28 protein-coding genes are annotated in these 25244 nt (G+C 36.8%); 9 read left to right on the forward strand and 19 right to left on the reverse strand.

The window, feature by feature from the left end:
* Positions 1-2 precede the first annotated feature (2 nt).
* From MKX65_RS26605 to MKX65_RS26635, 7 genes are all read right to left on the reverse strand, one after another.
* Complete coding sequence (locus MKX65_RS26605; protein WP_340906857.1) at positions 3-4184, reverse strand: hypothetical protein; 4182 nt, start codon at positions 4182-4184, stop codon at positions 3-5.
* 27 nt (positions 4185-4211) lie between these two features.
* Positions 4212-6299, reverse strand: coding sequence for a VirB4 family type IV secretion system protein (locus MKX65_RS26610; protein WP_340906859.1), 2088 nt, complete (start codon positions 6297-6299; stop codon positions 4212-4214).
* Positions 6253-7158 (reverse strand): hypothetical protein, encoded by a 906-nt coding sequence (locus MKX65_RS26615; protein ID WP_340906861.1) that lies wholly within the window; start codon positions 7156-7158, stop codon positions 6253-6255. Before MKX65_RS26615 ends, MKX65_RS26610 begins: the two co-directional genes overlap by 47 nt.
* Before the next feature lie 2 nt (positions 7159-7160).
* Positions 7161-7499: a PrgI family mobile element protein gene (locus MKX65_RS26620; RefSeq protein ID WP_340906862.1), complete on the reverse strand. Its 339-nt coding sequence runs from the start codon at positions 7497-7499 to the stop codon at positions 7161-7163.
* Positions 7500-7582: 83 nt separating this feature from the next.
* Entirely contained in the window at positions 7583-7954 is a 372-nt protein-coding gene (locus MKX65_RS26625) for a hypothetical protein (RefSeq protein ID WP_340906863.1), read from the reverse strand.
* A gap of 219 nt (positions 7955-8173) precedes the next feature.
* The gene (locus MKX65_RS26630; RefSeq protein ID WP_340906864.1) at positions 8174-8404 is read right to left on the reverse strand and encodes a hypothetical protein; all 231 of its coding nucleotides are present in this window, start codon (positions 8402-8404) and stop codon (positions 8174-8176) included.
* Positions 8405-8464: 60 nt separating this feature from the next.
* Positions 8465-8677 (reverse strand): hypothetical protein, encoded by a 213-nt coding sequence (locus tag MKX65_RS26635; protein WP_340906865.1) that lies wholly within the window; start codon positions 8675-8677, stop codon positions 8465-8467.
* 157 nt (positions 8678-8834) lie between these two features.
* On the opposite strand from MKX65_RS26635, the gene MKX65_RS26640 reads away from it, so the two are divergent.
* Positions 8835-9002 (forward strand): hypothetical protein, encoded by a 168-nt coding sequence (locus MKX65_RS26640; RefSeq protein WP_340906867.1) that lies wholly within the window; start codon positions 8835-8837, stop codon positions 9000-9002.
* A gap of 232 nt (positions 9003-9234) precedes the next feature.
* On the forward strand, positions 9235-10350 hold the full coding sequence (locus MKX65_RS26645) for an IS4 family transposase (RefSeq protein ID WP_160549407.1): 1116 nt from the start codon (positions 9235-9237) through the stop codon (positions 10348-10350).
* Between the two features lie 176 nt (positions 10351-10526).
* On the opposite strand, the gene MKX65_RS26650 is transcribed toward MKX65_RS26645, so the two are convergent.
* The 9 genes from MKX65_RS26650 to MKX65_RS27255 form a co-directional block, all read right to left on the reverse strand.
* Positions 10527-10877, reverse strand: coding sequence for a hypothetical protein (locus MKX65_RS26650; protein ID WP_340906868.1), 351 nt, complete (start codon positions 10875-10877; stop codon positions 10527-10529).
* 102 nt (positions 10878-10979) lie between these two features.
* Complete coding sequence (locus tag MKX65_RS26655) at positions 10980-12245, reverse strand: DUF3854 domain-containing protein (protein WP_340906962.1); 1266 nt, start codon at positions 12243-12245, stop codon at positions 10980-10982.
* 35 nt (positions 12246-12280) lie between these two features.
* Entirely contained in the window at positions 12281-12574 is a 294-nt protein-coding gene (locus MKX65_RS26660) for a DUF4258 domain-containing protein (protein ID WP_340906870.1), read from the reverse strand.
* 191 nt (positions 12575-12765) lie between these two features.
* On the reverse strand, positions 12766-14334 hold the full coding sequence (locus tag MKX65_RS26665; RefSeq protein WP_340906872.1) for a hypothetical protein: 1569 nt from the start codon (positions 14332-14334) through the stop codon (positions 12766-12768).
* Positions 14306-14551, reverse strand: a complete 246-nt coding sequence (locus MKX65_RS26670) for a helix-turn-helix domain-containing protein (RefSeq protein ID WP_340906873.1) — start codon at positions 14549-14551, stop codon at positions 14306-14308. The genes MKX65_RS26665 and MKX65_RS26670 overlap by 29 nt, the downstream gene beginning before the upstream one ends.
* A 164-nt stretch (positions 14552-14715) precedes the next feature.
* Positions 14716-15129, reverse strand: coding sequence for a hypothetical protein (locus MKX65_RS26675; RefSeq protein ID WP_340906875.1), 414 nt, complete (start codon positions 15127-15129; stop codon positions 14716-14718).
* Between the two features lie 220 nt (positions 15130-15349).
* On the reverse strand, positions 15350-15475 hold the full coding sequence (locus tag MKX65_RS26680; protein ID WP_263479876.1) for a hypothetical protein: 126 nt from the start codon (positions 15473-15475) through the stop codon (positions 15350-15352).
* Positions 15476-15520: 45 nt separating this feature from the next.
* On the reverse strand, positions 15521-16420 hold the full coding sequence (locus MKX65_RS26685; RefSeq protein WP_040344397.1) for an IS3 family transposase: 900 nt from the start codon (positions 16418-16420) through the stop codon (positions 15521-15523).
* Positions 16421-16431: 11 nt separating this feature from the next.
* Positions 16432-16743 (reverse strand): transposase, encoded by a 312-nt coding sequence (locus tag MKX65_RS27255; RefSeq protein WP_016205489.1) that lies wholly within the window; start codon positions 16741-16743, stop codon positions 16432-16434.
* A gap of 398 nt (positions 16744-17141) precedes the next feature.
* Between MKX65_RS27255 and MKX65_RS26690 the strand changes: the two genes are divergently transcribed.
* The 7 genes from MKX65_RS26690 to MKX65_RS26720 all read left to right on the forward strand — a co-directional run bounded on the left by MKX65_RS26690 (position 17142) and on the right by MKX65_RS26720 (position 22906).
* Entirely contained in the window at positions 17142-18185 is a 1044-nt protein-coding gene (locus tag MKX65_RS26690) for a Rad52/Rad22 family DNA repair protein (protein WP_340906876.1), read from the forward strand.
* Positions 18186-18278: 93 nt separating this feature from the next.
* Complete coding sequence (gene dnaN, locus MKX65_RS26695) at positions 18279-19406, forward strand: DNA polymerase III subunit beta (RefSeq protein ID WP_340906878.1); 1128 nt, start codon at positions 18279-18281, stop codon at positions 19404-19406.
* Between the two features lie 72 nt (positions 19407-19478).
* Complete coding sequence (locus MKX65_RS26700) at positions 19479-19808, forward strand: hypothetical protein (RefSeq protein WP_340906880.1); 330 nt, start codon at positions 19479-19481, stop codon at positions 19806-19808.
* A 10-nt stretch (positions 19809-19818) separates the two neighbouring features.
* The gene (locus MKX65_RS26705; protein WP_340906883.1) at positions 19819-20343 is read left to right on the forward strand and encodes a hypothetical protein; all 525 of its coding nucleotides are present in this window, start codon (positions 19819-19821) and stop codon (positions 20341-20343) included.
* Positions 20327-21040: a hypothetical protein gene (locus tag MKX65_RS26710; protein ID WP_340906884.1), complete on the forward strand. Its 714-nt coding sequence runs from the start codon at positions 20327-20329 to the stop codon at positions 21038-21040. The genes MKX65_RS26705 and MKX65_RS26710 overlap by 17 nt, the downstream gene beginning before the upstream one ends.
* A 31-nt stretch (positions 21041-21071) precedes the next feature.
* Positions 21072-22046, forward strand: coding sequence for a hypothetical protein (locus tag MKX65_RS26715; RefSeq protein ID WP_340906885.1), 975 nt, complete (start codon positions 21072-21074; stop codon positions 22044-22046).
* On the forward strand, positions 22046-22906 hold the full coding sequence (locus MKX65_RS26720; protein WP_340906886.1) for a ThiF family adenylyltransferase: 861 nt from the start codon (positions 22046-22048) through the stop codon (positions 22904-22906). Before MKX65_RS26715 ends, MKX65_RS26720 begins: the two co-directional genes overlap by 1 nt.
* 144 nt (positions 22907-23050) lie before the next feature.
* Here MKX65_RS26720 and MKX65_RS26725 read toward each other — a convergent pair whose 3' ends face one another.
* The 3 genes from MKX65_RS26725 to srlE form a co-directional block, all read right to left on the reverse strand.
* Complete coding sequence (locus MKX65_RS26725) at positions 23051-23725, reverse strand: transaldolase family protein (protein WP_340906888.1); 675 nt, start codon at positions 23723-23725, stop codon at positions 23051-23053.
* 89 nt (positions 23726-23814) lie between these two features.
* A complete protein-coding gene (locus MKX65_RS26730; protein ID WP_340906889.1) occupies positions 23815-24183 on the reverse strand; it encodes a PTS glucitol/sorbitol transporter subunit IIA in 369 nt (122 codons plus the stop codon).
* A 56-nt stretch (positions 24184-24239) separates the two neighbouring features.
* Entirely contained in the window at positions 24240-25244 is a 1005-nt protein-coding gene (gene srlE / locus MKX65_RS26735) for a PTS glucitol/sorbitol transporter subunit IIB (RefSeq protein WP_340906890.1), read from the reverse strand.

The raw sequence follows: 25244 nt of genomic DNA on the forward strand, positions 1-25244 counted from the left end.
TTTCACCCCTTTAGAGACTCAGTAAAGGACTTATTTCTAAATTTCTCATTCAATTGTCTAGTCATGTTTCGTTTATTAGGTTTTGAACGAGGAAGTAGTTCATTAATATTATAAATATCGTCTGGTTGGGTAGAGCTAGTATATGTGTCGTTTGGTTTAACTACTAACCGACCTGTGCTTTGTACTGTTTCACAAGGTCTCTCTACAACCTCATTGACTGTTAGTCTGGCATCGCCTCGTCCATATGGTGAAATGCGGTATTCCGAACCATCCTTTTTACCAATTAAATAACTCCTGTTTCTATCTACCACCATACGAATATCTGTCATTTCAGCAATCGCTTGTTTTTGTGTATATTGACCGCTATCAACTAACTGGTTATAACTCTGAATTTCTTGTACCACTCTTGGGTTTTGTGGAGTGTTTCTATTAGCAATGATTCTATTAGGATTCACATTAATAGAACGATTTAGAGTAACTTTTCCACCACCACTATCTTCTTTATAAACGTTAGAAGCTGTAGTGAGCTGACCGTCTTGAATGGCTAAATCTTGAAAGATAGTTTCTCCTTTTGGTAAAGAAGAATCACCAGAAGCAATTCGCGAAACAGTTTGGATGTTTCCTGTCTTGTCTTTAACTTGGATCACTGATTGCCCTCTTGTTGTAACCATTCTGATTGCACCAGCAGCAATTTGTTCTTGTCCTTTTGGCCCGACCATTTGAACCATTTGTTGAATCTCAGATACTTCTTTGACTTGATCGTTAACTAGTTGGTCATATGGCGTTCTTGAACTTGCCCCCATTTTATAACCGCGAACTCCTCCAACGACCCCATTTAGATACGCATTTGCGTTTCTAAAGTTAGCTTGTTTTTCAACAACATTTTCTGGTACATGTGCTTGATAGTGGGAAGCTAAAGATTTACCCCAGGCACCTACTGTTTTTACACCGGATGTCATTATATTTTCAGAATGACTTCTATTGGTCCAAGCTTCTTTTGCTCCTAGTACAGAACCCATTGCCCCTGCTGCAAGTTTGGTATCACTTATAAACTTGGCAGTAGGTGTTATTCCTGTTAGCTCACCTGCTCCGGCAACAGCGCCAGCAACTACTCCACTTAATCCCTTAACAACATTGTTTCCACCTATGATTTTATGATCTAGAGGAATATGTCTTGGCAATCCACCATCTGAAGGAGCTTTTGTCATTAAAGAACTATATTGTTTAGCAAAAGTATCGGCAGCACCCTTAGTGTTCCATTGCTGTATAGCTTGAGATTCCGTCATACCACTGGATTTCGCACTCTCAATGTAGGACTCTTTATCTCCATTGGTTTTCATGGTTGCCAGATGAGATGCAACAAAGTCTGTATTTACAGCCTTTCCAGAATACAAGGAAGCATTTTGAACTCCACTCGTTGCCCCTTTAACTGCTAATATACCTTCTCTTGCCCCCTTACCAATAACTGAACCTACTTGACTACCAATTTCATTCACGAATTCTTCTTTGTTAACTAAAATTGATTCAGAGGCGGAGCCGAGGTTGTTACTCGCAATTGAAGAGACTGTTTTTGTTATGGATATCTTCTTTTCCTGAACTGCTTTATCCCAAGCGGAGTTTCTTTTATCATTATGAGTTTGTAAATCCTTTTCAGTTGAATTAGGAGGCAACGGGTTAGAAGAGTCATAGTCTTTCATAAAGTTTTCTTTATTATTCTTCGCCCAATCATTAGTAAGACTTGTTACTGTAGAAGTAACATTGCCTGACCCTATATTTGATGATAAAGATTTTCCGATAGAGTCCTTCTTAACTTGTACAGCTTTATTCCAAGCGGAGTCTCTATTCATGTTATGTGTTTTTCGGTCTGCTTCAGTAGCATTAGGAGGCAATGGATTAGATGAGTCATAATCTTTCATAAATGCTCCTTTATTGTCCTTCGCCCAATCATTAGTAAGGCTTGTTACTGCAGAAGCAACATTGCCTGACCCTATATTTGATGATAAAGATTTTCCGATAGAGTCCTTCTTAACTTGTACAGCTTTATTCCAAGCGGAGTCTCTATTCATGTTATGTGTTTTTCGGTCTGCTTCAGTAGCATTAGGTGGCAATGGATTAGATGAGTCATAGTCTTTCATAAATGCTTCTTTATTGTCCTTCGCCCAATCATTAGTAAGGCTTGTTACTGCAGAAGCAACATTGCCTGACCCTATATTTGATGATAAAGATTTTCCGATAGAGTCCTTCTTAACTTGTACAGCTTTATTCCAAGCGGAGTCTCTATTCATGTTATGTGTTTTTCGGTCTGCTTCAGTAGCATTAGGTGGCAATGGATTAGATGAGTCATAGTCTTTCATAAATGCTTCTTTATTGTCCTTCGCCCAATCATTAGTAAGGCTTGTTACTGCAGAGGAAAAATCTTTAGCTCTTGCATTTGACGCCCCTAATCCTAATTTTCCAACTGCATTAGTGGCGATATCACTGATTGTGTTCTTTTTTTCTTGTACAGCATGATCCCAAGCTGAATTTTTATTATTGTTGTGATTTCGTATGTCTACTTCACTAGCATTAACAGGTAATGGGTTAGCAACATCGTAATCACGCATGAATGCATCTTTATTATTTTTTGCCCAATCATTTGTTAGATTGTTTACGGTAGAGTCTATAAGATCGGAAGCTTTCGCAACCTTTCCACTAGTTGATTTCATTTCTCCTACAGTAGAACGGGCTTCTTTTAGAAATTCTGCCTTTTTACCAGAAACCTCTTTATCCCACATTTTATTTAGAGAATGATCGTCTGCGTCCGGGAAGCGTTCTTTAAGACCTTTCATAAAACTTTCCTTGTTATCACTTGCCCAAGCATTTGCTTCATTATCAGCTAATGTGTTCGCTAACTTTTCATCTGCAAGGTCTTCTGCATTTTTGACACCTTTAAATTTATCTTTAAAAGCGTTTAGTCCCGCTTTGCCACGGTTAGCCAGACCCTCAATTCCTGCCATACCCGACCGTCCAGCTAGACCGCCTACTACTCCACCGCCAGCAAAACCGACTTGCCCCAGAGCAGCGGAACCCATTGGTCCCATCGGCGAACCTGCTAAAGCTCCTGCCATACCAAATACCGCTTTCCCCATCTTAGATGTAACTTCTCCAGACTTTAACATTCTTTCTGCTCTTTCTGTAGAACCTACATCAGTTCCTGCACCAGCCAGAATCCCTTTAGGATTATCACTTTCTTCTTTAGACACTTCTCCTTTACCAGTTGCTTTGTCTATACCTTGCCCCAAGCCTCTTCTAACTGCTTGAGAGAAGGATTCTCCGTTTAAAGCACCTTTAACGGAAGCATACATACCCATAATAGCAGCACCACCCATCATTGAAGCAGCTCTGCTTAAGTTATTGTTCATTTGACCACCTAGACCAATTAAGGATCTTATACTCTCTGTAATCGGAATAAAGATTATGTATAAGATAACGCTACCTAACCCAAAATCATCTTTTGCAACGGCGGTTATAACCCAATAGGTAAAAGCATGAATGGACTGTACAAGTACAGTTCCAGTAAATTCTTTAAATACCCCTAAAGTTATTCCTTTCGTTTGTGGAACTAAATAAAGAGCCACAGCTACAGGAGAAATAATCATAAGCAACATAAGAGTTAATGTTCGCATCATGTAGAAAAAGTTTGCCCATATCCACAAACCTAACAGAATACATCCGATAATTAGCCCTCCGAGAACACCTTTATCAAAGAAGGTATTTACCTTATCTAACGTATTTCCATCGATCATTGCTTTTGCACTTGAGAACCCATTTACAAACATTGAGTTGACCGCAAATATAAGTTCAAAAATAGTACTAAGATTAAAGAAGAGTAGAGCGACAATGATAAAGTCCTTAAAATATTCAATGGCACTTGTTCGATTTGAAGGGTTTATGCCTGATGAGGATATCCTCATAGCAGCAATAATAATTGAAACTAGGATGATCCCAACAGATAATGACTGCATTATGGCCATCCCCTGTGCAACTACTCCAAACTGCTCTTCACTAAAAATCCCATAATATTTATCTTCATTTTTATAGATTAATGTGTTGAGAGAATCAAGGTCTCCCTTAAAGGGAGCGTATATCCAGCCCCACATTTTCTCAAATAATATTTTAAAGAGATCCAATATCTTATCTTGCATAAAATCACCCCTTTCCTAATAAATTCCTTATCTCTGTTCAAGAAGCTGCTTGCGTTTCATTTGTTCTTCATATACTGCTTGGTTAGATTCAATAAAGAATAATTCTTCCTGACTCGGGTTTGTCTGTAACCAAACTGAACTTTTACCCATACGGAGGATTCCCTCCCCTTTATCGGGATTACCGAAGAGAATATTAATTTCACCTGCAGAGAGGTCAAAGTTTTCTTGAATTGCTTTTAAGTCAATTTTGTTTTGCTGTAAGAATAAATAAGAATGAGTATTTTGTAAGATTCCTCGAGCCTTTGCATTCGTTACAAAGCGAACAAAGTCCTGAGAAGCTAGACGAAGACCCGCATTCCTTTTACGTGCTCTACGTGCCATTTTTTCTAGGAAACTAACAGTCTGGTCAGAGTCGATTAGCGTCCAGGCTTCATCGGCATAAACAAATTTCTTTTTCGTTGCATTGTCAAGGTTCTTAACAAAATGCTCCCATAGGTAGTTCAGGATAACGTGATAGGCAATAGGGCGTAAAAAACCTTCTTCCATTTGACTAATGTTGAAGTTTACAAGTCTTGCATCATGAAGCGATTGGTTTACCCCTTTACCTAAGAAAGTTTGTCCATCAAATATAGGTTTAGAGCCAGTACGTAGAAAAGGTTTGATGGCCGCAAGAAGACGTAATGCCTTTGATTCTTTCTCATAGCGTTCCTTTAGGTATTCATATACATCTGTAATAGTAGGCTCAGGCTTCCTTACTTTCGACTGAATCAGTTGGTTATCAACCTTTACTACTTCATTGCTGAATAAGGAATCAGGGTGGGAAGTTAATTTCAATTTTTCAGCAAATATATATTGAATTGCCTCTTCTAAATAGTTTCGTTCAAATACATCCAGGCCTCGATCTTCTGAATTTTTACCACGAGCGATAATATCAAAGAAATCAAGAATATCGTTCATTTTTTCTCTTAGCGGAACAAAGCGAACATATTTCTTTCCTTCCTTCTCAACGATTTCACGTTCGTCAGTGTCTTCTAACATTTCTAATTCCTCATCTTGTTCATCAAGAGGAATATCAGTAAAGTTAATGGCTAAAGGGTTGATACAAATATCTTCTTCTTCCGAAATATTAAGATTAATACCTCCTAATCTCTTTGTAATCCGGACGAATTCACCCTCTGGATCTATTAATCTAGAATAAATATTTGCACCCGTTAATTCTCTTGCGATTAAAAGTTTAAGAGTTACGGACTTTCCACTACCTGACACCCCTACCACGAACATATTGTAGTTTTGAGGGCGGTACTCTTCATTCCCAAAACTATTAATAAATTCAAGTTGTCCAGTAATTTTATTTATACCTAATGGGATACCTCCCATATACTTCCCACTTCCACTAATGAATGGAGAAAAAGTAGATAATGCTCTTCGGTCCATATTACGAAGAGAATCAGGTAATTCATTTTTTCCAAAAGGCAATACACTTCGGTACCCTTTCTTGATACGACCCCAGGCAGTAGCTAGGGAGAAGAAGCTACTACTCATTTCATCTTCAAGAGCTTCACTATATCTGTTCAGCTCTTTTTCGCTTTGAGCATATAAGACACCAAGAGTACTAACGTTGTACATATCATTTTCACTAAATTGAATTTCTGACATTAAAAGATCAGTATCTCTAATTTTTGATTCTAAATCGTTAATTTGATCAATGTTTCCTCTTTTGGTTTGGAAAGTTAAGTTGGACTGGAGCATGGTAACTTGACGTTGCAATGTTCGGATAGCATCAGTTTTTCCAACTTTGTGAATGTCTACTAGAATATCTACTTCCCCACTTGATGTAATTTTGTATAGCCAGTTTGTTTGCATCTTTCGTGGATATCCGTCTCTTGGTATGTAGAATGGACGGAAATACGTTTTTGTTCCTAACGACTGTTTAATAATTCCAAAGTCTTCACTGTTTATCTTCAAACCTTCAGGTGAGATAATATCCCACATAGTAGGTTTTGTATCCATTTGGTAATCTGGTGTTTCCTCAACCTCTGTTTGTTTTTTCTTTTTATTTTTAGGTTCTTTAGATGGCTTGTTTTTCACTTGTTTCTTCTTTTTGGCTTCTTTCATATTCTTCGATTGCCTCCTTAACGGCCTCTATTCTTTCGTCTGTTTGGTCAGCAGTTACATACATGGCATTCTTTTCAGCTTCGATCATATCTTTAAATCGTTGCTTGACCGCTTTTCTTCTGTTAAATGTGTGATACAACAATTCGTAAATTCCTTCTGTTGGTAATAAAGAAACTTCTATCTCAGATTTTCTTAATTGGTTCTTGGCGGCATTATATCTTCTCATAAGTTCTGAGAAAGTTTTTTCTACTAATTTCTCTTCTAACTCATCTTTTGAGTCAGCGTTGATGTCACTTGTATTTATTTTGTGAGTGAAAATTAAGTAACGTTTTGTCTCGTATCTTGGTGTTTGTGTTTGCCATTCAATTAAGTCATTAATCATGGATTGTCCAAAGCTCAATGCAGCTTCGTTTAAATCCTCTGAGTTTTTCATGCTATCAGTCATATGTTTAATAGGTTCAGAGATATCGATATATCGACTTTGCAATAAGCAACTGATGGGGTAGTTTATAGAAGCTAGGTAACTTTCGAATTCTTTATCAATTGCTTCTTGTTCATCATGACTTTTTAAGAAATAGTTAACTGGTTCAACCTCAGTGATTAACGTAAAAGAGTTGTCATGGTACCGAACCATGTGGTTTGATATATCTTTTACATTTTCAAATAGTTCTTCGAAAAGCTGTGGTTCTTGCTCCATTTGTACTTCATGTTTTTTCTTATTCTTTTTCTTTCCGTTTTGGCTAACAGTATTATCTGTAACTACTTTCTCTTTCCAGGGAAGTATGGGTTCTTTCAGCATCATCTTCCAAAATACGTAGAAGACAATTGCTACAATCCCCATAATTAATAGGTCTTTCATTTTTATTTCACCATCCAGTCTTTAGGTTTACTTCCTTTTCTCCAAATCCCAATTTGTCCTTTATAACTAATTTTGATCATAATGTATTGATCAAAATTCAGATGAAGTTTTTGTTTCTTCCAGAATGCAAAGATAAAAACTACAATTAGTGTAGGGATAGCTGAAATCAGAGCAGCTACACCACCGATAATAAAATTGGGGAATAATTTGAAGACCATAGGGACATATGCATATAGGAGGGCTCCTCCTGCAACGATATAAATCAGTTGCCTCTTAGAGATGAAGCCTAAAATGGTTTTTTGCTCAGAGGACATGTCGATTGGCACTGTTTCTTTTCTCACGATTACACCTACTTTTAATAAAATGTACCCCTCTAAAATGAGGACTTAGAGGGGTAGAGAGAACAAGTATTTTCGTTTTTTTATTAAGAACCGAATCCTGCAAACCAACCAGCTATGGTTGTTGCTTTCACGATTATGAAGATTCCTAGTCCAGCCATTAGGATACCAATGAACCCTTGTGAACGCGCTTGAGGATTTCCACCTTGTGCTGCAGAAAGCTTCATACCTGCGAAGATAAGGCATCCGATTACCCAGAACCCACCAACTGCTGTAACGAAATACACGATATTAGCAAGATCGGTATAAATCTTACTGTTCTTTAAATCCCCTTGTGGTGTGATACCTGATTTTTTCCAAGCCGCTGCCGCTTCTTCTGGTGAGAATAGTATTAATGCAAATGCGAATACTGCGGTCATCGTTAGGAAAGGTAAGAATTTTTTCAAAGTCTTTTTCATTCCTGTCACCTCCTATAGTTCTATAAAGAGCAACAAAAAAAGCCCCGAAGAAACTATCAGAAAAGATACAAAAATGTACCTTTCTCATAGGTCTTCGGGGCTCTCCCGTTAGCTATTTATGTAATATAGGTATATCTTAATCCAAAACGTTAACATGGTCAATACTTTTATCCTGTCTTTATTTCCTTATTTTTAGGAAAAAAGATGATGGAATTTCTCCTACATAGCTTTCTCTATCATCAATCTAGTAGCAACACCTGCTATATATAACTCAACTGCTTTTTTATCCTCTTTTAAACCATGCTCCTCAATCTTATCAATAATATTCTGACCGGTGCCTCGATCCTCAATGACTCCTAAGAATCTTTGTAATGTAAAGCTACGACCAATTGGAGGTTTAATGATGGCATCTCTTTCTAACCCGCATGCTTCTAGATATTCACTAAGCATTTCTAATCACTCCTTGAATTTATATCCATATTTTGGACATTAGTTTTTAGCCTTATACAATTACATAGCATTTCTTACCAAGTAAATGTCACCGACACCGGATAAATACCTAACCAGTAGTTGCTTATCATTCCTCAATGGCAATATATCTAAAGAGCGAACAAGATTATGTGCCATGCCTAATCCATCAAGGGTAGTTACTAACCACTCAATTGAAAAAGTATGTCCAGTCATTGGTGAGGTTAATAGAGTATTGTTATCAATTCCACGCACTTCTAAATACTTTTTCAGCTTGCTATCACACTCCGAAACTATATTGTTACTATTATGGTTCCCAGTTTTATAGATTTTATGCAGGATAATAGAAAATTTGAAAATGATGATATGATATAAAAAGAGGATTGAATAAACGATTATGGGAGCGAGTGTATTGAGAGACAGATTTGATACGATTCTATTTATAGTTACGTTTCTAATAGGATTAGGAATCATCTATTTTATTCCGAATGGGAAGGATGGATACTGGTTTATTCCCCTAGTAATTTTTTGGGCTATTCGTTTTATAAGAAGAATAAATAAAGTAAAAAGAGAAGAGTAGTTTATAGATAAAAAAACCATGTACAATTTTTCCTGTACATGGTTTTTAGATAAAACATTAGTGATTTTCCCTCTATTATTAATATAAAAACACTAGTGTTGTATTAATTTAATTTCACTATTTAAAAAACTCAAAATGTTCAATTTTATTATTTTATGCAAAGAAAAAGTCCTTTATAATGGATAGGTCAGGTGGTAATCCCGTCCAAATCCAATAATAAAGGACCAATCTTATGGATAAGATTACACGAAAAACATCATTTGGACAATGGTTTTCACCTATAAATGTTGAATTATTTGATGATCAAGTGAAAACATTGAAATTAGATTTCTATACGAAAAAACTTACGACGGAATCATTTTTAAAATTATTACTTTATGCACAGCTTGAAGAAGTAGAAAGTCTTCATGCGTTGAGTGATTGTCTTTTTGATGATCAACTCCAAAAAGGCATTGATCTGGATTCCATTAGTATTTCTCAGCTTTCACGACGATTAAATGGGATGAATCCAGATTTATTCCAACGACTTTTCCTTGATCTGGTCGCACAAATTCATGCCAAAACACACTACACCAAACTCGTCATGCCGTTAAAAATCATTGATTCAAGCACATTGCCACTTAATTTGACTAATCATAAATGGGCAGAGTTCCGCAAAACAAAAGCGGGTGTAAAGTTACATTTGCGCCTAGTATTTATGGAAAAAGGAATTTCTTATCCTGAAAAGGCTGTGCTAACAATGGCAAAGGAACATGATCGTGGTCAACTCGAAATCATGGTAGACGACAAGGAATGCATGTATGTATTTGACCGGGGCTATCTAGACTATGAACGCTTTGATCGCATGACAGATGATGGGTACTTTTTTCTATCTAGGCTTCGTAAAAACGCAGTCATACGAGAGGTCTACGATTATAATCTACCCGAGGATACGAATGTTCTGTCCGATCAAATGGTGTTGATTGGTACAACTCAAAACCGTACTGAGAACTACTTTCGTCTTTTAAGAGTGATGGATTCAAAAGGAAACGAACTTCAGTTACTTACGAATCGTTTTGATTTAAGCGCCGAAGAGATTTCAGAGATGTATAAATCGCGCTGGGCAATTGAGTTGTTTTTCAAATGGATCAAACAGCACCTCAATATCAAAAAGTTCTACGGTCGAAGTGAATGGGCGATCCACAATCAAGTGTTTATCGCATTAATCGTTTTTTGCCTACATGTCCTCGTTCAACTCGAGACAAAAAGCAAGCGTAAAACCTTACAAATTAGCCGTTATCTAAGAGCTGTTTTGTGGAAGCCGGCACATATTTGGCTTCGGAAAATCGAAGGAAAAACGATTCCTTAATACACAAACTGTCGTCGTCGCAACTGTCTAATTGTAAATATTTTTCCAAATGGATGGAGCCACCTTTGCTTAGGTACTTACTTTTTTGGCTCTAAACGGGAAGAACTTTAAAACTGAAAATTCAGTCAGTATTTATGCAACACTAGTGATATAAAAATAATAAATATTTTAACTCCTCAGCGGTTGTTTCCCTCTAACTCCTCATCAACATAATTCATTCCATCTGTAGCTGTAGAGAAAATTAAAGGTTCTTCACCATCCTCTTCTAAGGGGACATATTCGCCACCGATAAACGAATAAAAAACACCTATTACCCAGCCATCTCCATCAGGATTTTTCAACACATGGTACTTAGGTTCTTTGTTACCCAAATAAGTAATAAGGATATGGTAACTAAAATAACCCCCTTGCTCACTCCTTGTCCAATGAGTGTATTGCTGACAGGTAGTACAAATCCAATTACCTAATTCATCTTTTTCCATATCGACATTTTCACCACAAATTAAACAATCAGGTACAATATTCAATCAAACTCCTCCTATCCAGTTGTTTTATCAAATAAAAAAGAAAGCCTATACTAAAAAGTAAGACTTTCTCCTTTAACTCCGTAAACGACCTTGTCCTGAAATTTAAAACATTTTCTTCATATGCGGTATTTTATCTCCAGCAAGAAGAAAATCGTCAATTCCTTTCCCTTCATCCTCGTTCCATAAAATTAAGTTCCCTTTGAAACCTTGAAGTTTTAATTCCTTCGCACATTCCATCAAATGTTTTTTAACGTGAGGATTTGAAACAGCGTCCGCATCGAAACATAGATTCACTTGCTCTACTCCCATTTCTTTCAATACTGGAATAGCTAAGCGCCATGCTCCTACACCCGGAAGTGCTAAGAAGGTATCACCAATATCCTCGATCTCAAGCGGATCATATAGCTTTTCTATACAATCAGCTGCAATGTCACACTTCAGAGGACCTTCGGATAACCAAGCAGTGCGAGTCTTTAGTAATTCTCCTTCTTTCCAGTTCTGTAATTTCTTTGTTGGTACAGCAACATGGATAGGTGCAGGGTTTCCTGAACCTGTCCCATGAGGTTTATTAGCGGATGATAGCCAAAAGTACCGATTACCTTTTACTACACGAATCCAACCTTTAATATCACCGTCATGATAAATCGTTGTCCATTGTTTACCTAGATTTACAAACTGTTCAGAAATAATTTCTCCTTGGAAAGCCACTTGAACTTTATTTGGTTGTTCAAGTACTCTTGCTTTTAATCCTGGCCCATTAGTTTTCACTTCAACGATATTAGGGGGATTATCAATACGGTATTGAAACCCAACGATTTCGTTGTAATGATTACGAAATGGAATTAAAATTCCTTTTGTTCCAGCGATTGTCCAGTATTTTTCGTCCTTTAGATAAAAGCCAGGTATCCCTTTAAAGTGGTCAATTTCTAATCCTTCTTGAAGCATACGAGCAATTTCCCATGGTTTATCTGGAAAACTACTGTATTGCCTTACACTAACTTGATCGTCGGTTAATTGTCTTTCTTGAGACACTAAATGTTTGTAATGATCGTCCTCTAACTGTAAACAATCCAATAAAGACCGAAATACCCCATTTAGCACATGGTTCTTCTGTTTTGGATAGCCTTCATTTAGAATTTCGATCTCATCTTGGTCTATTTTTTTCCTCTTATCACCCTTTAAAAAGTGAAGGTAGCTCGGTAAAGCAGAGTTTTTAGAGAAGAATGTTTCACTCTCTACTCGGATACATGCTACAGCTGAACCATCTATATTTACCATGCATCCACCTGTTTTACCACAAATCACACATGGAGTGCGATAATACTCAAACCAATCTTTAACTCTTGTCTGCCTCATAAGTTTCATCATCAAAAACGTCAGCCCTTTTTATACAGTTTTATAGTTTAAATACAGTCCTTGAAACGAAAGTGGTCGATTGGCGGCATAACCGTTACTAGCTTGTAGGACAGAAGAGATTCCTTTGCAACCACAATTACAATGGGGTTATCATCTTTATCTCGTCCTGCAATGGCCACTTTGTTAACTCCTTGTCGTTCTACAATTTCACCTGTGAAGATTGCAGAAACAATGTCCCCTTTGGTATACCCACGCTTCTCTAACCGCTCTTTGGTGTGCGTACCAATAATAATTAATCCTTTGCCTGTCATTAAGACCTTTTTTAGCTCTTTTAAGTTCATTCCTTTCACCTCCATTGGTTTAAATAAAAAAAGCGACCTCTGGAAAGAAGTAAATGAGAGCAACTCAAAGAAAGCTCTGTTTACCTCGATCCAAAGATCGCTAGTTTAATAGTAACCGCTAACCCGACATAAAGTGGGTTGCAAAAAAATTAAAAGAAAAAAATAGATTACTATTATTCTAGCACCATCATTTAGTTTGAATCAATACTACCCATTAACTTTCTTTTTAACCTTAACCAAAACGCGGGCTTATACCGTTCCCCTAAATCCTCACCAATCAACTCTTTTGCCAATTGATAAAAGGATGGTTCTAATTTTTTAAAAGCAACTAAGTTATCAATAAGCGGTTTATTCTGATGCTTATTGGATACACATAAATCCCACATGGCAGGTAGAACAGCGATAAGTGGCAAATTAAATTTTTCTGCTACATCTTTCGGACGACTTTTTAATGGAGTGGTTCTACTATGAATAAGTTTGATTGGAAGCTGATACTTGTCTATTAAAGTATTACTAATAAATTCTTTCCAATCTAATTGTCGATCGAAATCATCATCAACAAAAACCCATAATTCATCTAAATGAGGAAGAGAGTCTAGTGTTGCTGCGTCCATTTCACCAGTCGGTAAATCAACCATAATAAATTTGGTTCTTTTCACCGCTAAGAAATAGTTATTGGTGAATTCTTTATCTCTTTTATAGGTTAAATCTTTAATCCCTAAAGGAAACCATCTAACCCCACGATACATCCATAAAGACTTATTATTTGGTTCTGTTGTTGTATGGAAATTTTCAATTAGGGATACCCAATTGTCCGGTCTGGAACCAAATCGTTCTAGTATTTTCAAATGATGTTGATTTTTCTTTGGTACCTCAACCACGGCTATAGGTGCTTCAAATTGTTGAAGATAGATAGCGAAATCAACAAGGAAGGTAGTAACACCAGCTGATAATGGAGCCCATAGCCCTACTGTTTTTTTATTCTTAAATGTGACAAGGTCCATAGCCTCGCCTATACCGAGTGCTTTCTCAGTCAAAGAACTACTCTTTTTCCCACTTTTAGATTCCTTAATTTTTGAAGCCTTTGTTTTTTCTGTAGTGGATTCTGTCAAGTCTTCTTCAACCACTGTCTTTTCAGCTTCAACTGACTCCATGTTAATTGGTGTCTGATCAACACGTGATTCTACTTCGTCGTTGGTAACTGGGGTTTCTTTCTCAACCTCATCATCTTTAACGATTTCTGGTTTCTTATTTTCGCTAATCTTGTTTTCTTCAATTTCCCCTTTTTTAGAATTCTTTTTTGCGTCTACAACGGCTTGGTTAGCAAGTGGATCTTTTCCTTCTATCCGCTCTTGGTTAGAAACAATAGGTTTGTCATCATTCTTTTTTAACTCTCTATTATTAGATGATGGTAAAACCCCTTGTTGTTTGTCGTATTTTAAATCATTAAACTTTGACATCCGTATTTTAAATACTAAATCACTAGAACTTATACAAATAACAATGTTTGAATGGTTTGTTTTAATCTGGTTGGAGGGATCTAGAATCATTACCTTTCCGCTTAATTCAGTTTGTTCGAGAACTTTCACATCTACGAGGTCACAGCTTACTATACAGAGGACAAATGGAGAACGTAAGGCTGCCATTACTTCGCTCTTGGATTGAAGAGAAACAATCGGAATACCTGGTTCAATAGATTTAATTAAATCTTGTATTTCTTTACTATCCTTCTCAGAAATCGCTAAAAATATCTTTCTCATACATCTCTTTCTCCCGCTTCAAAAAGTCATTAATTCGAGCTCGAAATTGAACGGACAGTGGGAGTTCACCTCTTTCAATCTGTCCAAGATAACTCGTACTGACACCTACCGCCTTTGCAAATTGATATTGTGATAGGTTTAAGCGTTTACGAAGGATAATTAATCTTTCTATATCGTCTTCAATTTCAATCTCATTAAGTCTATATACCGTTACCATGAGAATCTCCTTTCTATGTAAATGAATAAAAAAAAAGACCGCAAAACTCCCCCTTATGTTAAGGAGGAATTGAGCGGTCATCGCTTTAATTAATTGAGTTATATATGTATTATAGCACACACACCATAAATTTAAAGATTTAATTAAGGAGAGATATTAGAGAATTACATTGGAGCCTTTGTTTTAAAACCAGATTCCTCAGAAGTGGTTTTAATAAAATCGAGTAACTTGTTAGAATAGATGTTTGCTAAGTCTTTCTCATAAATTGAAATCTCAATAGCATCGTAATGGGGTATTGATTTCTCTGTCTTTTTAATAAAGAATCCAGTGGATCTACTACCTTTGGATTTTACAGGTATTTCTGTGAGTTCTAATATGGCTTCTTCTGAATACTTACCGGGTATCGTATCTAGAACAATCCGTATTTTATTTTCAGTTACATCTACCTGACCCCATTTTATATCCCATTTATTTTTGGTAGTAAACCCCCATTTCTTTTTCTCTGTTGTAGTAGTATAGCAACCCTCTACGGATTGGATGATTTCTTTAATCAAGCCAGATAAATGTTTGGTTTCCATGCTACATCCCCTCCTTCTTCTTATTCATTAATTATTAATTCTTCAGTAATAAGAAATAACCCAATTTTTACGTTTGATTTAATTTAAGTTGAAGGAGAAGAACTATGTCAATAATTATTAGATTGAAAGAGTAAGTTTAGGGAAAGAAAAGTCATTTCGGATTAACCCCCGAATTTTGGACAATAACTCTCTTATTCTTTCATTTCCTCAGTTTTTTATTTTATAGATTTCTTTCATTATTCTTCAAAAAGGCCATGTTGCTTGACATGGAGCCTCTGCGGGCATGATTCTCCTGCCAAGAAGCCAGCTGTTTTACAACATTGGCATCGCCGAACGAGGCTATCATGCCCGCCACTCCAAATCAAGCTGATGCTTTGAATGAATACATCCATTACACCCGAACCTCCTTGATCACCAATGAATCTTGTTTTTGATAGAATTCCTTTGGTGACAAATCTAGTATACTAGAATGCATACGTCTCTCGTTGTAGAACTCCATAAAATTCATGACTTCTTGATATGCTTCTGTGTAGGTTTCAAACTGCCATCTGGATAGGCAATCGTCCTCAAAAATGCGATGGAAAGACTCAATATGAGCATTCATATTTGGTGTTCTTGGTGGAATTCTTTCGTGCTCAATTTTGGAATCTTCACAAAACTTTTCAAAAGTATGGGAAATAAACTGCGGTCCATTGTCTGTTCGGATTACAGGTTTTTCCAATTCATCATATTGTTGGCGTTTTAATAATGCCCTTTTCAGTGTCTGTTTGACATCATCTCCAGTGCAGCTTAATCCCATATGATAGGTAATGATGCCCCTGTCATAAACATCGATGATGGACATGACAAAGAAAAAGCGATCCTCACCTTCGATAAAGCCATATTTAATGTCAGCTTCCCATAGCTGATTAGATCTTGTAATAATGCGATTTCTTGCTAGTTTCCTAGGGTATGAGACTTTCTTTTGGCGCTGTGGGCGTAAGATGCCCAATTCTTTACAAATCCGGTATACTTTTTTCTTGTTAATTTTAAGTTTGTATTTTCGCCTTAAGACCTTAGTGAGTTTGCGATAACCATAGTTATAGCAATCACCGGCAATCTCTTCTAGTAGAAATTCTTTAATCTGTTCGTCTGATATCTTTTGACCGTCCTCTTGGATCGAATAACCTGGTGCTGGACGTCCCTCACTTACTTTTTTCTCCTCAACACGATAATTCTTTTGATAGTAGTATGTGGATCGAGGAATACCTATGATTTTAAGCACCTTTGAAATCGAGTAGCCTTTTTGAATCCATTTGTTAGCTACTTCATGCTTTTCAGCAAGTGAGGGTTTTTCTTTTTTATAAGATCCCTCAGGATCGCTATTTCAAGGTCTTTTTCACCTAATAACATTTTAAGTTTTTCATTTTCTTTGGATAATTCTTTGGAGTCTATATCTGGCAGCACAGCCACATCTACTTCACCAAATTTACCATCTTTGTATTCACGAACCCAGCGACTAACCATATTGGGATTCAGATCATACCGGCGAGCTACAAGGGTATTCTTCCCTGTGTCTTGGGCTTCCTTGATGACTTGTAATTTAAATTCTTTAGAATGTTTTATTCGTTTCATGATGTCAGCCTCCTTGGTACATTAAGCAGTATAATAAATATTACTCTTATTGTCCAAGTTCATTTTGGGGCTTATGAGATTTCTTCTCTTGGTAAGGACAAAATTGAAATGGAACTGAAGGAAATGATTTAGTTTCCCCTCTATTGTCTATTTGGAGAAACGAATGTATAATATCGGCATAAGCTTTTTTTATTTTTTTGATTTTTTGGCAATCCTTTTGTTGGGATTAGCGGATTCTATTAAACTATAAGCAGCCTTTGAGGTTGATGGAATACATGAAGTGGCATATCTATGCTTATTTCTGTAAAACTATCAATTCTCAAAGGCTTTTTTGCGTTTAAAAAACAGAAAGTCACGAGGTGGAAAGGTTATCTATAAAATTTTAAGGGGCTGTTATTATGTTAAAAAAGGATTGTACGATGGAAGAAGTTATGGAGAAGTTACAAGCGCCATTTCCTTCTAAGGACATTGAGTGGAGAGTTAGTCGTAGTGGGATTTCAGCAAAAGGACCTTGGGCGATGGTTCTAGCATATGTAGATTCTCGCGCCATTCAAAACCGTTTGGATGAAGTTTTTGGACCCGCTGGCTGGCAAAATGAATTCACTGACTTTCGAGGAGGAGTACTATGTACTATCTCATGTTTTATTGACGGTGAATGGGTAAGTAAAACTGATGGTGCTGAACCAACTAAGTTTGAGAGTTTCAAAGGAGGACTTAGTGGAGCCATAAAACGTGCAGGTGCACTTTGGGGAATTGGAAGATATCTCTATAACCTCACAGAAACGTATGTTGAAGTGTCATCTAGTAAACAACCTGGAGCCATTTATATCAACGACGAAAAGTCTAAGGTTAAGGGACATTGGATGCCTCCAAAACTTCCAGATTGGGCTTTACCAGAGAATGAAAGAGGAAAAGGAAATCAATCCTCTCGTTCTACTCAGAATCAAAATTACGGTAATTCCCAACCTCCGAAGCAACAAACAGGCAACGAACCATCCAAGCAACCTAAACAAAATCAGACGCAACCAAATAAAAAGCAATCTGATGGATTTAACCGAAATAAGGTTCTAAATGATATTGATATGTTTTTGAAGAATACAGGCTTAATTAACAAACAAGAATGGATCATTCCATTGTTTAAACGAGTTAATCCTAACATTCAACAAAACAGCCTTTCAGAAGTTGGTAAACAAGCAACAGAACAAGAATTAGTGCTTTATTACAATGTATTAAAGCCTGTTAGTGATTTAACTCTGCTTGCTAAACACTTTAAGGTTTCATTAGAGGATGTACTTAAGAGATATGTACAAATACTAGTTCCTACTGTAAAGGTTGAGAGTTTATTCTCTTGCTTTACTTATGTGACCATCGACACTGTAAAGGAAGTTTCCGAAATGGTGAAAGAGGACTTACAAACAGGAGCATTACAAAGAATCGCTTAATTAGCGGAGGTAAGCACAAAGAAGAGATTTATTCTTCTTTGTGCTTTTTTTATTTAAAAAACAAATGACTAATTATATTTGGAGGAATGAATTATGGAATTAAAAATCAACCCTACAGTACTTGGTGAAGCATTAAAGAAAGTAGAAAAGGTGGTAAACCCTAAACATAGCACTCCTATCCTGCAAGGCATATATATGGAAGTGACGAATGAAGAGATTATCTTTATTGGTTCAGATGCAAATGAAACATTTCGTTTTATGGTTGCCGTAGATGGAGAAAATGTTGAAGTGATTAAACCAGGAAAAACGGTTGTATCAAAGCAAATAACAGAAGTCTTAAAGAAGTTTAAAAAGGAAATCACCATGAAATTAAATGGACATATCCTTGCTATTGCTTCAGGACGTTCTAAGTTTGATATGAACACCTTTGACCCAGAGGAATATCCAAAGCTTCCTTCTTACGCAATTGACCAACCGACTTTTTCTTTTAAAGGAACAGAGTTTCATGCTATTTCAAAGAAAACGGTTTTTGCTGCTGCGGAATCAGAGACAAGACCTATCCTAACGGGTGTTTGCTTAAATATGAGCGGAGATTGTATGAACTTTGTTTCAACGGACTCCCACCGCTTAGGACAAGTGAAAACTACTTCTAATACTGGAAAAGACCTTAAATTTGTCATTCCAGCCAAATCTTTAGATAAGTTTAATAAAACATTTGACCTCGCAGAAGACGTACATGTTTATTGTGAGTCAGATAATCAAATTATCTTTAGAAACGGGCCATTGGTTTTCTATTGTCGTCTCTTAGAAGGGAACTATCCTGACACCTCTCGTCTCATTCCGAGTGAATTTAAATCGGAAATGAAAATTAACCGGAAGGTATTTTTAGAAGAGTTAGAGATCGTTCGAGGGATCGCCGTTACAACAGATAATGGGAAGAACGGAATTGTAAAGCTACATGTGAATGGAGCAGCTACAATTTCTTCACACACCGCTCAAACAGGAAAAGGACAATCAGTTGTTGAGTACGAAAGCATTGAAGGTGAAGAGACCGAGTATGATATCTCCTTTTCAGCTAAGTACTTAATTGACGCTCTTAAGGCGATTGATGATGATTTTGTCTTCTTTAAGTATCAAGGGAATATGAGACCATTCTTAGTCACTCCTTTTGAATCGACAGTTGATGAATTGCAATTGATCTTACCTGTTAGAACGTACTAATCCAAGAGAAGAATAAAACATTAAAGTGAGCGTTGCTATCTTAGCTCGCTCCTTTTCATTGGGAGGAATAACATGAGTACCTTTAACTTTGACCGTTTTACTCAGATAGTCGAAGAGAAAAAAGTAGAAGTGTTACATCAAAGGAACGAACAGAATTATGTATTAATGGTCATTCAACAAGGTTTGCCTATTAATGATATTAATTGGAGTGCCTTTGGAAGAGCTCACATTATGGATGTGATGGAGGAATTAGAAGATGCGATAACAGATGAAAATGAGGATGGTGAGCTATGTTTGGACCCTAACCACCCTTATACCCAAATGCTCATGATTTCCGATAAAATTACCGGTTTGGTTGATGTTCAGAAGGTAAGACCAACATCTCCCTATCCGTTTATATAGGAGGTACATGATGCAAACAAGAGATGATCTTTATCAGCATCAATATTCATTAAATACCCTAATGCTATTAAAAGTAGCATATGATGCGGGCATAAACATGAACGTCTTTTCTGACTATGCAATTAGTAGTAGCTTTGAGGACTACAATGATTTATCTATCTTCTTACGAGCAATTGAAGAGGTAGTGGAGATTTGTGAATTGTACTCAAGTTATGACAAAGACGATGAAGAAGAAATTAAATATTGGTGTAATCAAGCCAGTTATGACAATCATTTGTACAGTACAACCAATATCATTGTCTTACTTGATGATCAAATCAATAGATTCGAGAATCGAGGTTTTGGTGGAGGATATAACATAAACCAATGGTACGTAGGTTATGGGGAAATTGTTCATTTTGATAAGGGCATTCTTATCGTCTATGACGAAGAAGATGGCGCTGTTGACTGGGCAGATCCACTTTATATCATTTGTGAAGATATATTGGCAAAGATATCAGTTGAGGAGGGTGAAAGTTATGAAATGGCAGTTTGAATTATCAGATTGTCCAACAAACACTAATTATCCTATTGTGGCTTACCAAGTTAACGATAGTGGAGTAAGAAAGGGTCCGTTTCATATAGGTATTGAGGATTTCATCAAAGCTCTTCAATCTCAGCCAGATAATTTATTAGATGCTGATGGAGCAAGAATGGATGAACTTAGCACTCCTGCCCTCCCTATAGGTACCATTCGATATTCAGCAAATGAATCTCGTTCTAGACAGAGGGTAACTATGGAGATTCCTCAGAAACAATGGGATATCCGATATGGGAATGATATGAACGAATTTTTTACAATTGGTTTCCCACGAATGATTGTTCAGTATCTAGTTATCACTCATGGAACAACACAAGTCATTAGGGAAATGAGGATATATGCTGCTCTAAATGATGGAAAGCCTATAACAGATAATACACCACTTTATACCTTCCCCTACCCTAATGTAGGAAAGGAAAATGCCATTGTCTGTTGGGGCCAAAATCAACGTTTAGAAGTGGAATCTTTAGTAGACCTAGAGCATTCATTCCGTTGGTTTGTTTCCGCTCCATTCAATGAAGACCATGGAGTAAGAACAACATTAGGGATTAGCAATTTTCGAAAACTCATAGACAAGATTGAAGACAAGCCGTTTGATGACGAATGGCTGGTGCCATCTAAAAAGACATATGGAGAGTTATTTTTTAATTAATTTATAACATACCTAGAGGAGAGATTTTATTATGACAAAGGTTAACTTAGAGCAAACGGATATTTTTAGCATGTTTGATATTGTGGACGAGGTAGCTGAACAGAAAAAGCGTGAAGATGAGGAGCGCAGACAGAAAGCGGAAGCTCTTAGAAAGAAGATGGACCTAGCTAAACAAGCTAGCCCAACTACACCTTCGGCAACAGCCGCTTCTAAGCCAGAGCCAGAAAAATTCGATGTGAATGAAGATACAGTTATACGCCATTACGGTGAATCGATTGAAATCACATCGTACTTTACGACAGAAGAACTTGCGGAAGGTCTTTTAGTGAAGAAAAAAGAAGGCGAAGATGAGCGTAAGCCACTTGATGGAGAAATGCTACGCAAACGTATGGAGAAGGATTATCCGGAAATGGTGAAAGAGCACACGGAAGTCGTATTCTTAAAATCTAAGAATCTCGTAATCGTTACGCAGAAAGCAAAGAAAAAAGGAACAGATTGTATGGAGGAATCGTTGTCTTATGACAGCGGTTCTTCTTTTTCTGCTTTTCCTTTCCCTCGAATTCCTTTTACTGTACTAAGAGATTTTGTGGCAGTAGCAAGATTTTATGGGGAGGTAGAGTTAGAGGTACATGCGGATATTTATTTACAAGATGGTAAGTACTTTTTAGACTTCCCGCAACAATATGTAAATAAATACTGGGTCCAAGTAATTGAAAGCTCAGAGGACATTATTATGAGAGTAGAGGACGCGGTAAAGGTGTTAGAAATCCATTCTCACCATAATATGCAACCTATCCCCTCTTCTCAAGACAATCAGTCTGAGAGAGTGCCAGGACGCTATTATGCCATTGTAGGAAATACTCATAAGTTTTTCCCAGACATAACAGTTAGAAAATATATCTCCAATGAGTATGGTCATAGAAACCTAGAACCTGAAGAAATCTTTGAGAATCCGTTTCATAAAATTCCCGCATTTAATGAAAATGCGATTGAGGTGTGTGTATAATGACTATAAATATATTAAAAACAGCTAAGCATAATTGGTACGATTATAAGGAGTTGTTCCCATTTATCGTGTTGATTGGGACGGGTGGCACAGGCGGATATGTGGTTCAACATATCGCTCAACTTCTTGGAACTTCAAAGCAGAAGGCTGCCTTTGTGATTGCAGATCCTGACACTATTGAACCTAAGAACTTAGGTAATCAGTTGTTTTTGGAGAATGAAGTAGGTCTTAAAAAAGCAGATGTCCTTGCAAGTCGTTATTCGGCTGCGTATGGCCTTGATATTGGGGCGTATAGTGATTCTTTTGTTGAAGATACAAAACAGCTCAGAAGCCTATTTTCAACGGAATACATGGACACGAATATCAATCATAGCAATACACTTATCCTTCCGATTGTTATTGGATGTGTAGATAATAACTTTAGTCGTAAGATCATGTATGATTTTTTCAAATCGACTAGATGTATCTATATTGATAGCGGAAACGAAAGTGTAACTGTTCCTTACGATTGGAGAACACGTCCTCAAACACAATGGACTGAAGAGGAACATCAGGCATACAAAGAAAGCGGTTGGAGTGGACAAGTAGTTACTGGTGTTAACCTGAATTTATTCAAACAAGAGTGTATAGCAGAAGCTTTTCCAGACGTTTTAGAGGATGATGATGAGGTACGGCCGAGTGAATTATCATGTACTGATTTATCAGCTTCTGACCCTCAGAGATTAATAGTTAATAAGTTTGCTGCGTTAGCTATTACTAATATATTAACTCAAATAGTCGAGGAAAAATCAGTAGGTAGTCATATTACTTTTTTTCATGCGAAACGTGGTTACATGCGATCTACTGATGTAAAAGCATAATAGTTATATAGAATATAATATAAAGCTGAGGAACCAAGTTAACATAGAAGTAAAAGGATAGGTGACCAGGAATAATACCTGCATGCATCTATCCTTTTTTTATAACCAATAACTCAATTTAGTAATTAAGCTTAAGAATAATTTTCAAACCATTAGGGATGTAGCTTCTTTACCATATAACTGCGCCCACTCATTTCTAAAGTGGCAAACGTCTTTTTCAATTGATGGATGTTCAAGCATCGCTCTTATTAACTCAGGTGAAGTAGTTATTCCGTGTGCTCCTGCCAATGTAACATTTAGAAGTTGCTTAACATTTTTAAAACTTGCTGCTAGGACTTGGCAAGGTAAGTTATGTATTGAAAAAATCCGAGTAATTTCAGAAACTACATTAGTCCCATCTCCTAAATTATCAATCCGGTTTACATAGGGAGCAACATAATCTGCCCCAGCTTTGGCTGCTACAAATGCACTTAGAGGGGTATATACAGTCGTAGCTAGCGTACGTATCCCTTCTGCTTTTAATAGCTTTATAGCTTTTATCCCTTCTATTGTAACAGGAACTTTTATAACAACGTCTCCAGATATGGAGTTAGTCACATAACGAGCCTCTTCTACGATATTCTCTGCTTTTCCAGAAATCACTTGAACAAAGAGCTCCTTCTCTTCTCCAATAACTTTTCGTATTTCTTTCAATAAAGGAAAAAAAGTTTGTTGTTCTTTCACAATAATGCTGGGATTAGTGGTGACTCCATCAATTGGAAAATATTCATATAAGTCTCTGATTTCCTTAACGTTTGCAGAATCAATAACTATTTTCATGTTTTTCACCTCTAAGTAATAAAGGCTTAACCTTTGTTACTTCTTCTATTGAAGATGTGTCAAAGTTAAGCCTCTTTTTTTCTGTATCTTTATCTACTAATAATCTGGATTGCACTTCCTGGTTCAATGTCAGCAGTGATATCTGCATCTTCAAGGTACAGAGTTCCAGGTAACTCTGGATTTTGTGAACCATCAAACTTTAAGGTGATATGGCCGAGTGATACTAGATTTTTCTTAACAGCATCTCCTACAGCCGTAATAGAATACTCTTTATCACCCATTTTAAGAATATCTCCCACTTCAATGTCCCTTTCAACAGGGTTTACATCAATAAGTAAGCAATACTCAGCTAATTCTATTGGTGCGTTTTCTCCAAATAAGATAAACATTTTTTCTCCAAGAAATTCAGATACAGAAGGTCCAAGTTTATTAATTTTTGTTTCATATTTTGTTACCATTATGAAGTCTCCTTACGTTAATTCTTTTCAAAATCCTACTATAATTTTACATTAATTTAATCATACAATCCAAAGCTTGCTAGCCATGCAATAAACACAGTTGGAGCTCCGGTTAAAAATCTTGAATAGAGTACTGATGGCACCCCTACCTCTACTGTTTCTACCTCTGCTTCTGCTAACCCTAAGCCAACTGGAACAAAATCAGCAGCTGCCTGAGCATTGATTGCAAATAAGGCTGGTAGTGCTAGATGTGCAGGGATGTTACCTTTACCAATTTCTACACCAATTAAGGTACCTACTACTTGTGCAATAACTGCACCAGGGCCTAAGAATGGGGATAATAGCGGGAAGGAACAAACAAGAGCAATAACTATTAGTCCCCAAACATTTCCTGCAAACGGAGAAAGGAATTTTGCGAATACGTCACCGATTCCTGACTCAATGATAATACCAATCAGCATCGCAACAAATGCCATAAAAGGAAGAATGGTTTTAATTACCGTATCAATTGCTTCACGTCCAGCTTGGTAAAAAACACTTGTAATTGAACCCATAGCCATTCCTACTCGTGCCATGATCCCTTTAGGTGCTTGTTGTTCACTAATCTTTTTATTTGTGCTGTATTTGCCTTCTTGTTTTACCTCTGGAGTATTTTCTTCTTTTATACTTGATTGTTCTATTTGAGAAGCATTAGTAAGCTCAATATTATCAACCTTTACTCCTGATACATAAATATCTTCAGTAATATGCTTAGCTAGAGGTCCACTTTGACCAGTAGGCATGATATTAATGGTAGGAATTCTCTTCTGTGGGTATAAACCACACCGCAACGTTCCACCACAGTCAATGATCACACAAGCCATTTCACTTTCTGGAACAGAAGTTTTAAATCCATCTACAAGCTCGCAACCAGTTAATTCAGCAATCTTATCAGCAATATCTGGTCTTTGACCACCTGTAATATAAACAACTTTATTTTTTTCATCCGTTGGGGTAATTACTAGAGGACCACCAAAGCCACCAGAACCTTTTGTTACTTTAATTGAGTTAAATGTTGTCAT

The organism is Robertmurraya sp. FSL R5-0851 (assembly GCF_038002965.1).
In the GTDB taxonomy this organism is placed as follows: Bacteria; Bacillota; Bacilli; order Bacillales; family Cytobacillaceae; genus Robertmurraya_A; species Robertmurraya_A beringensis.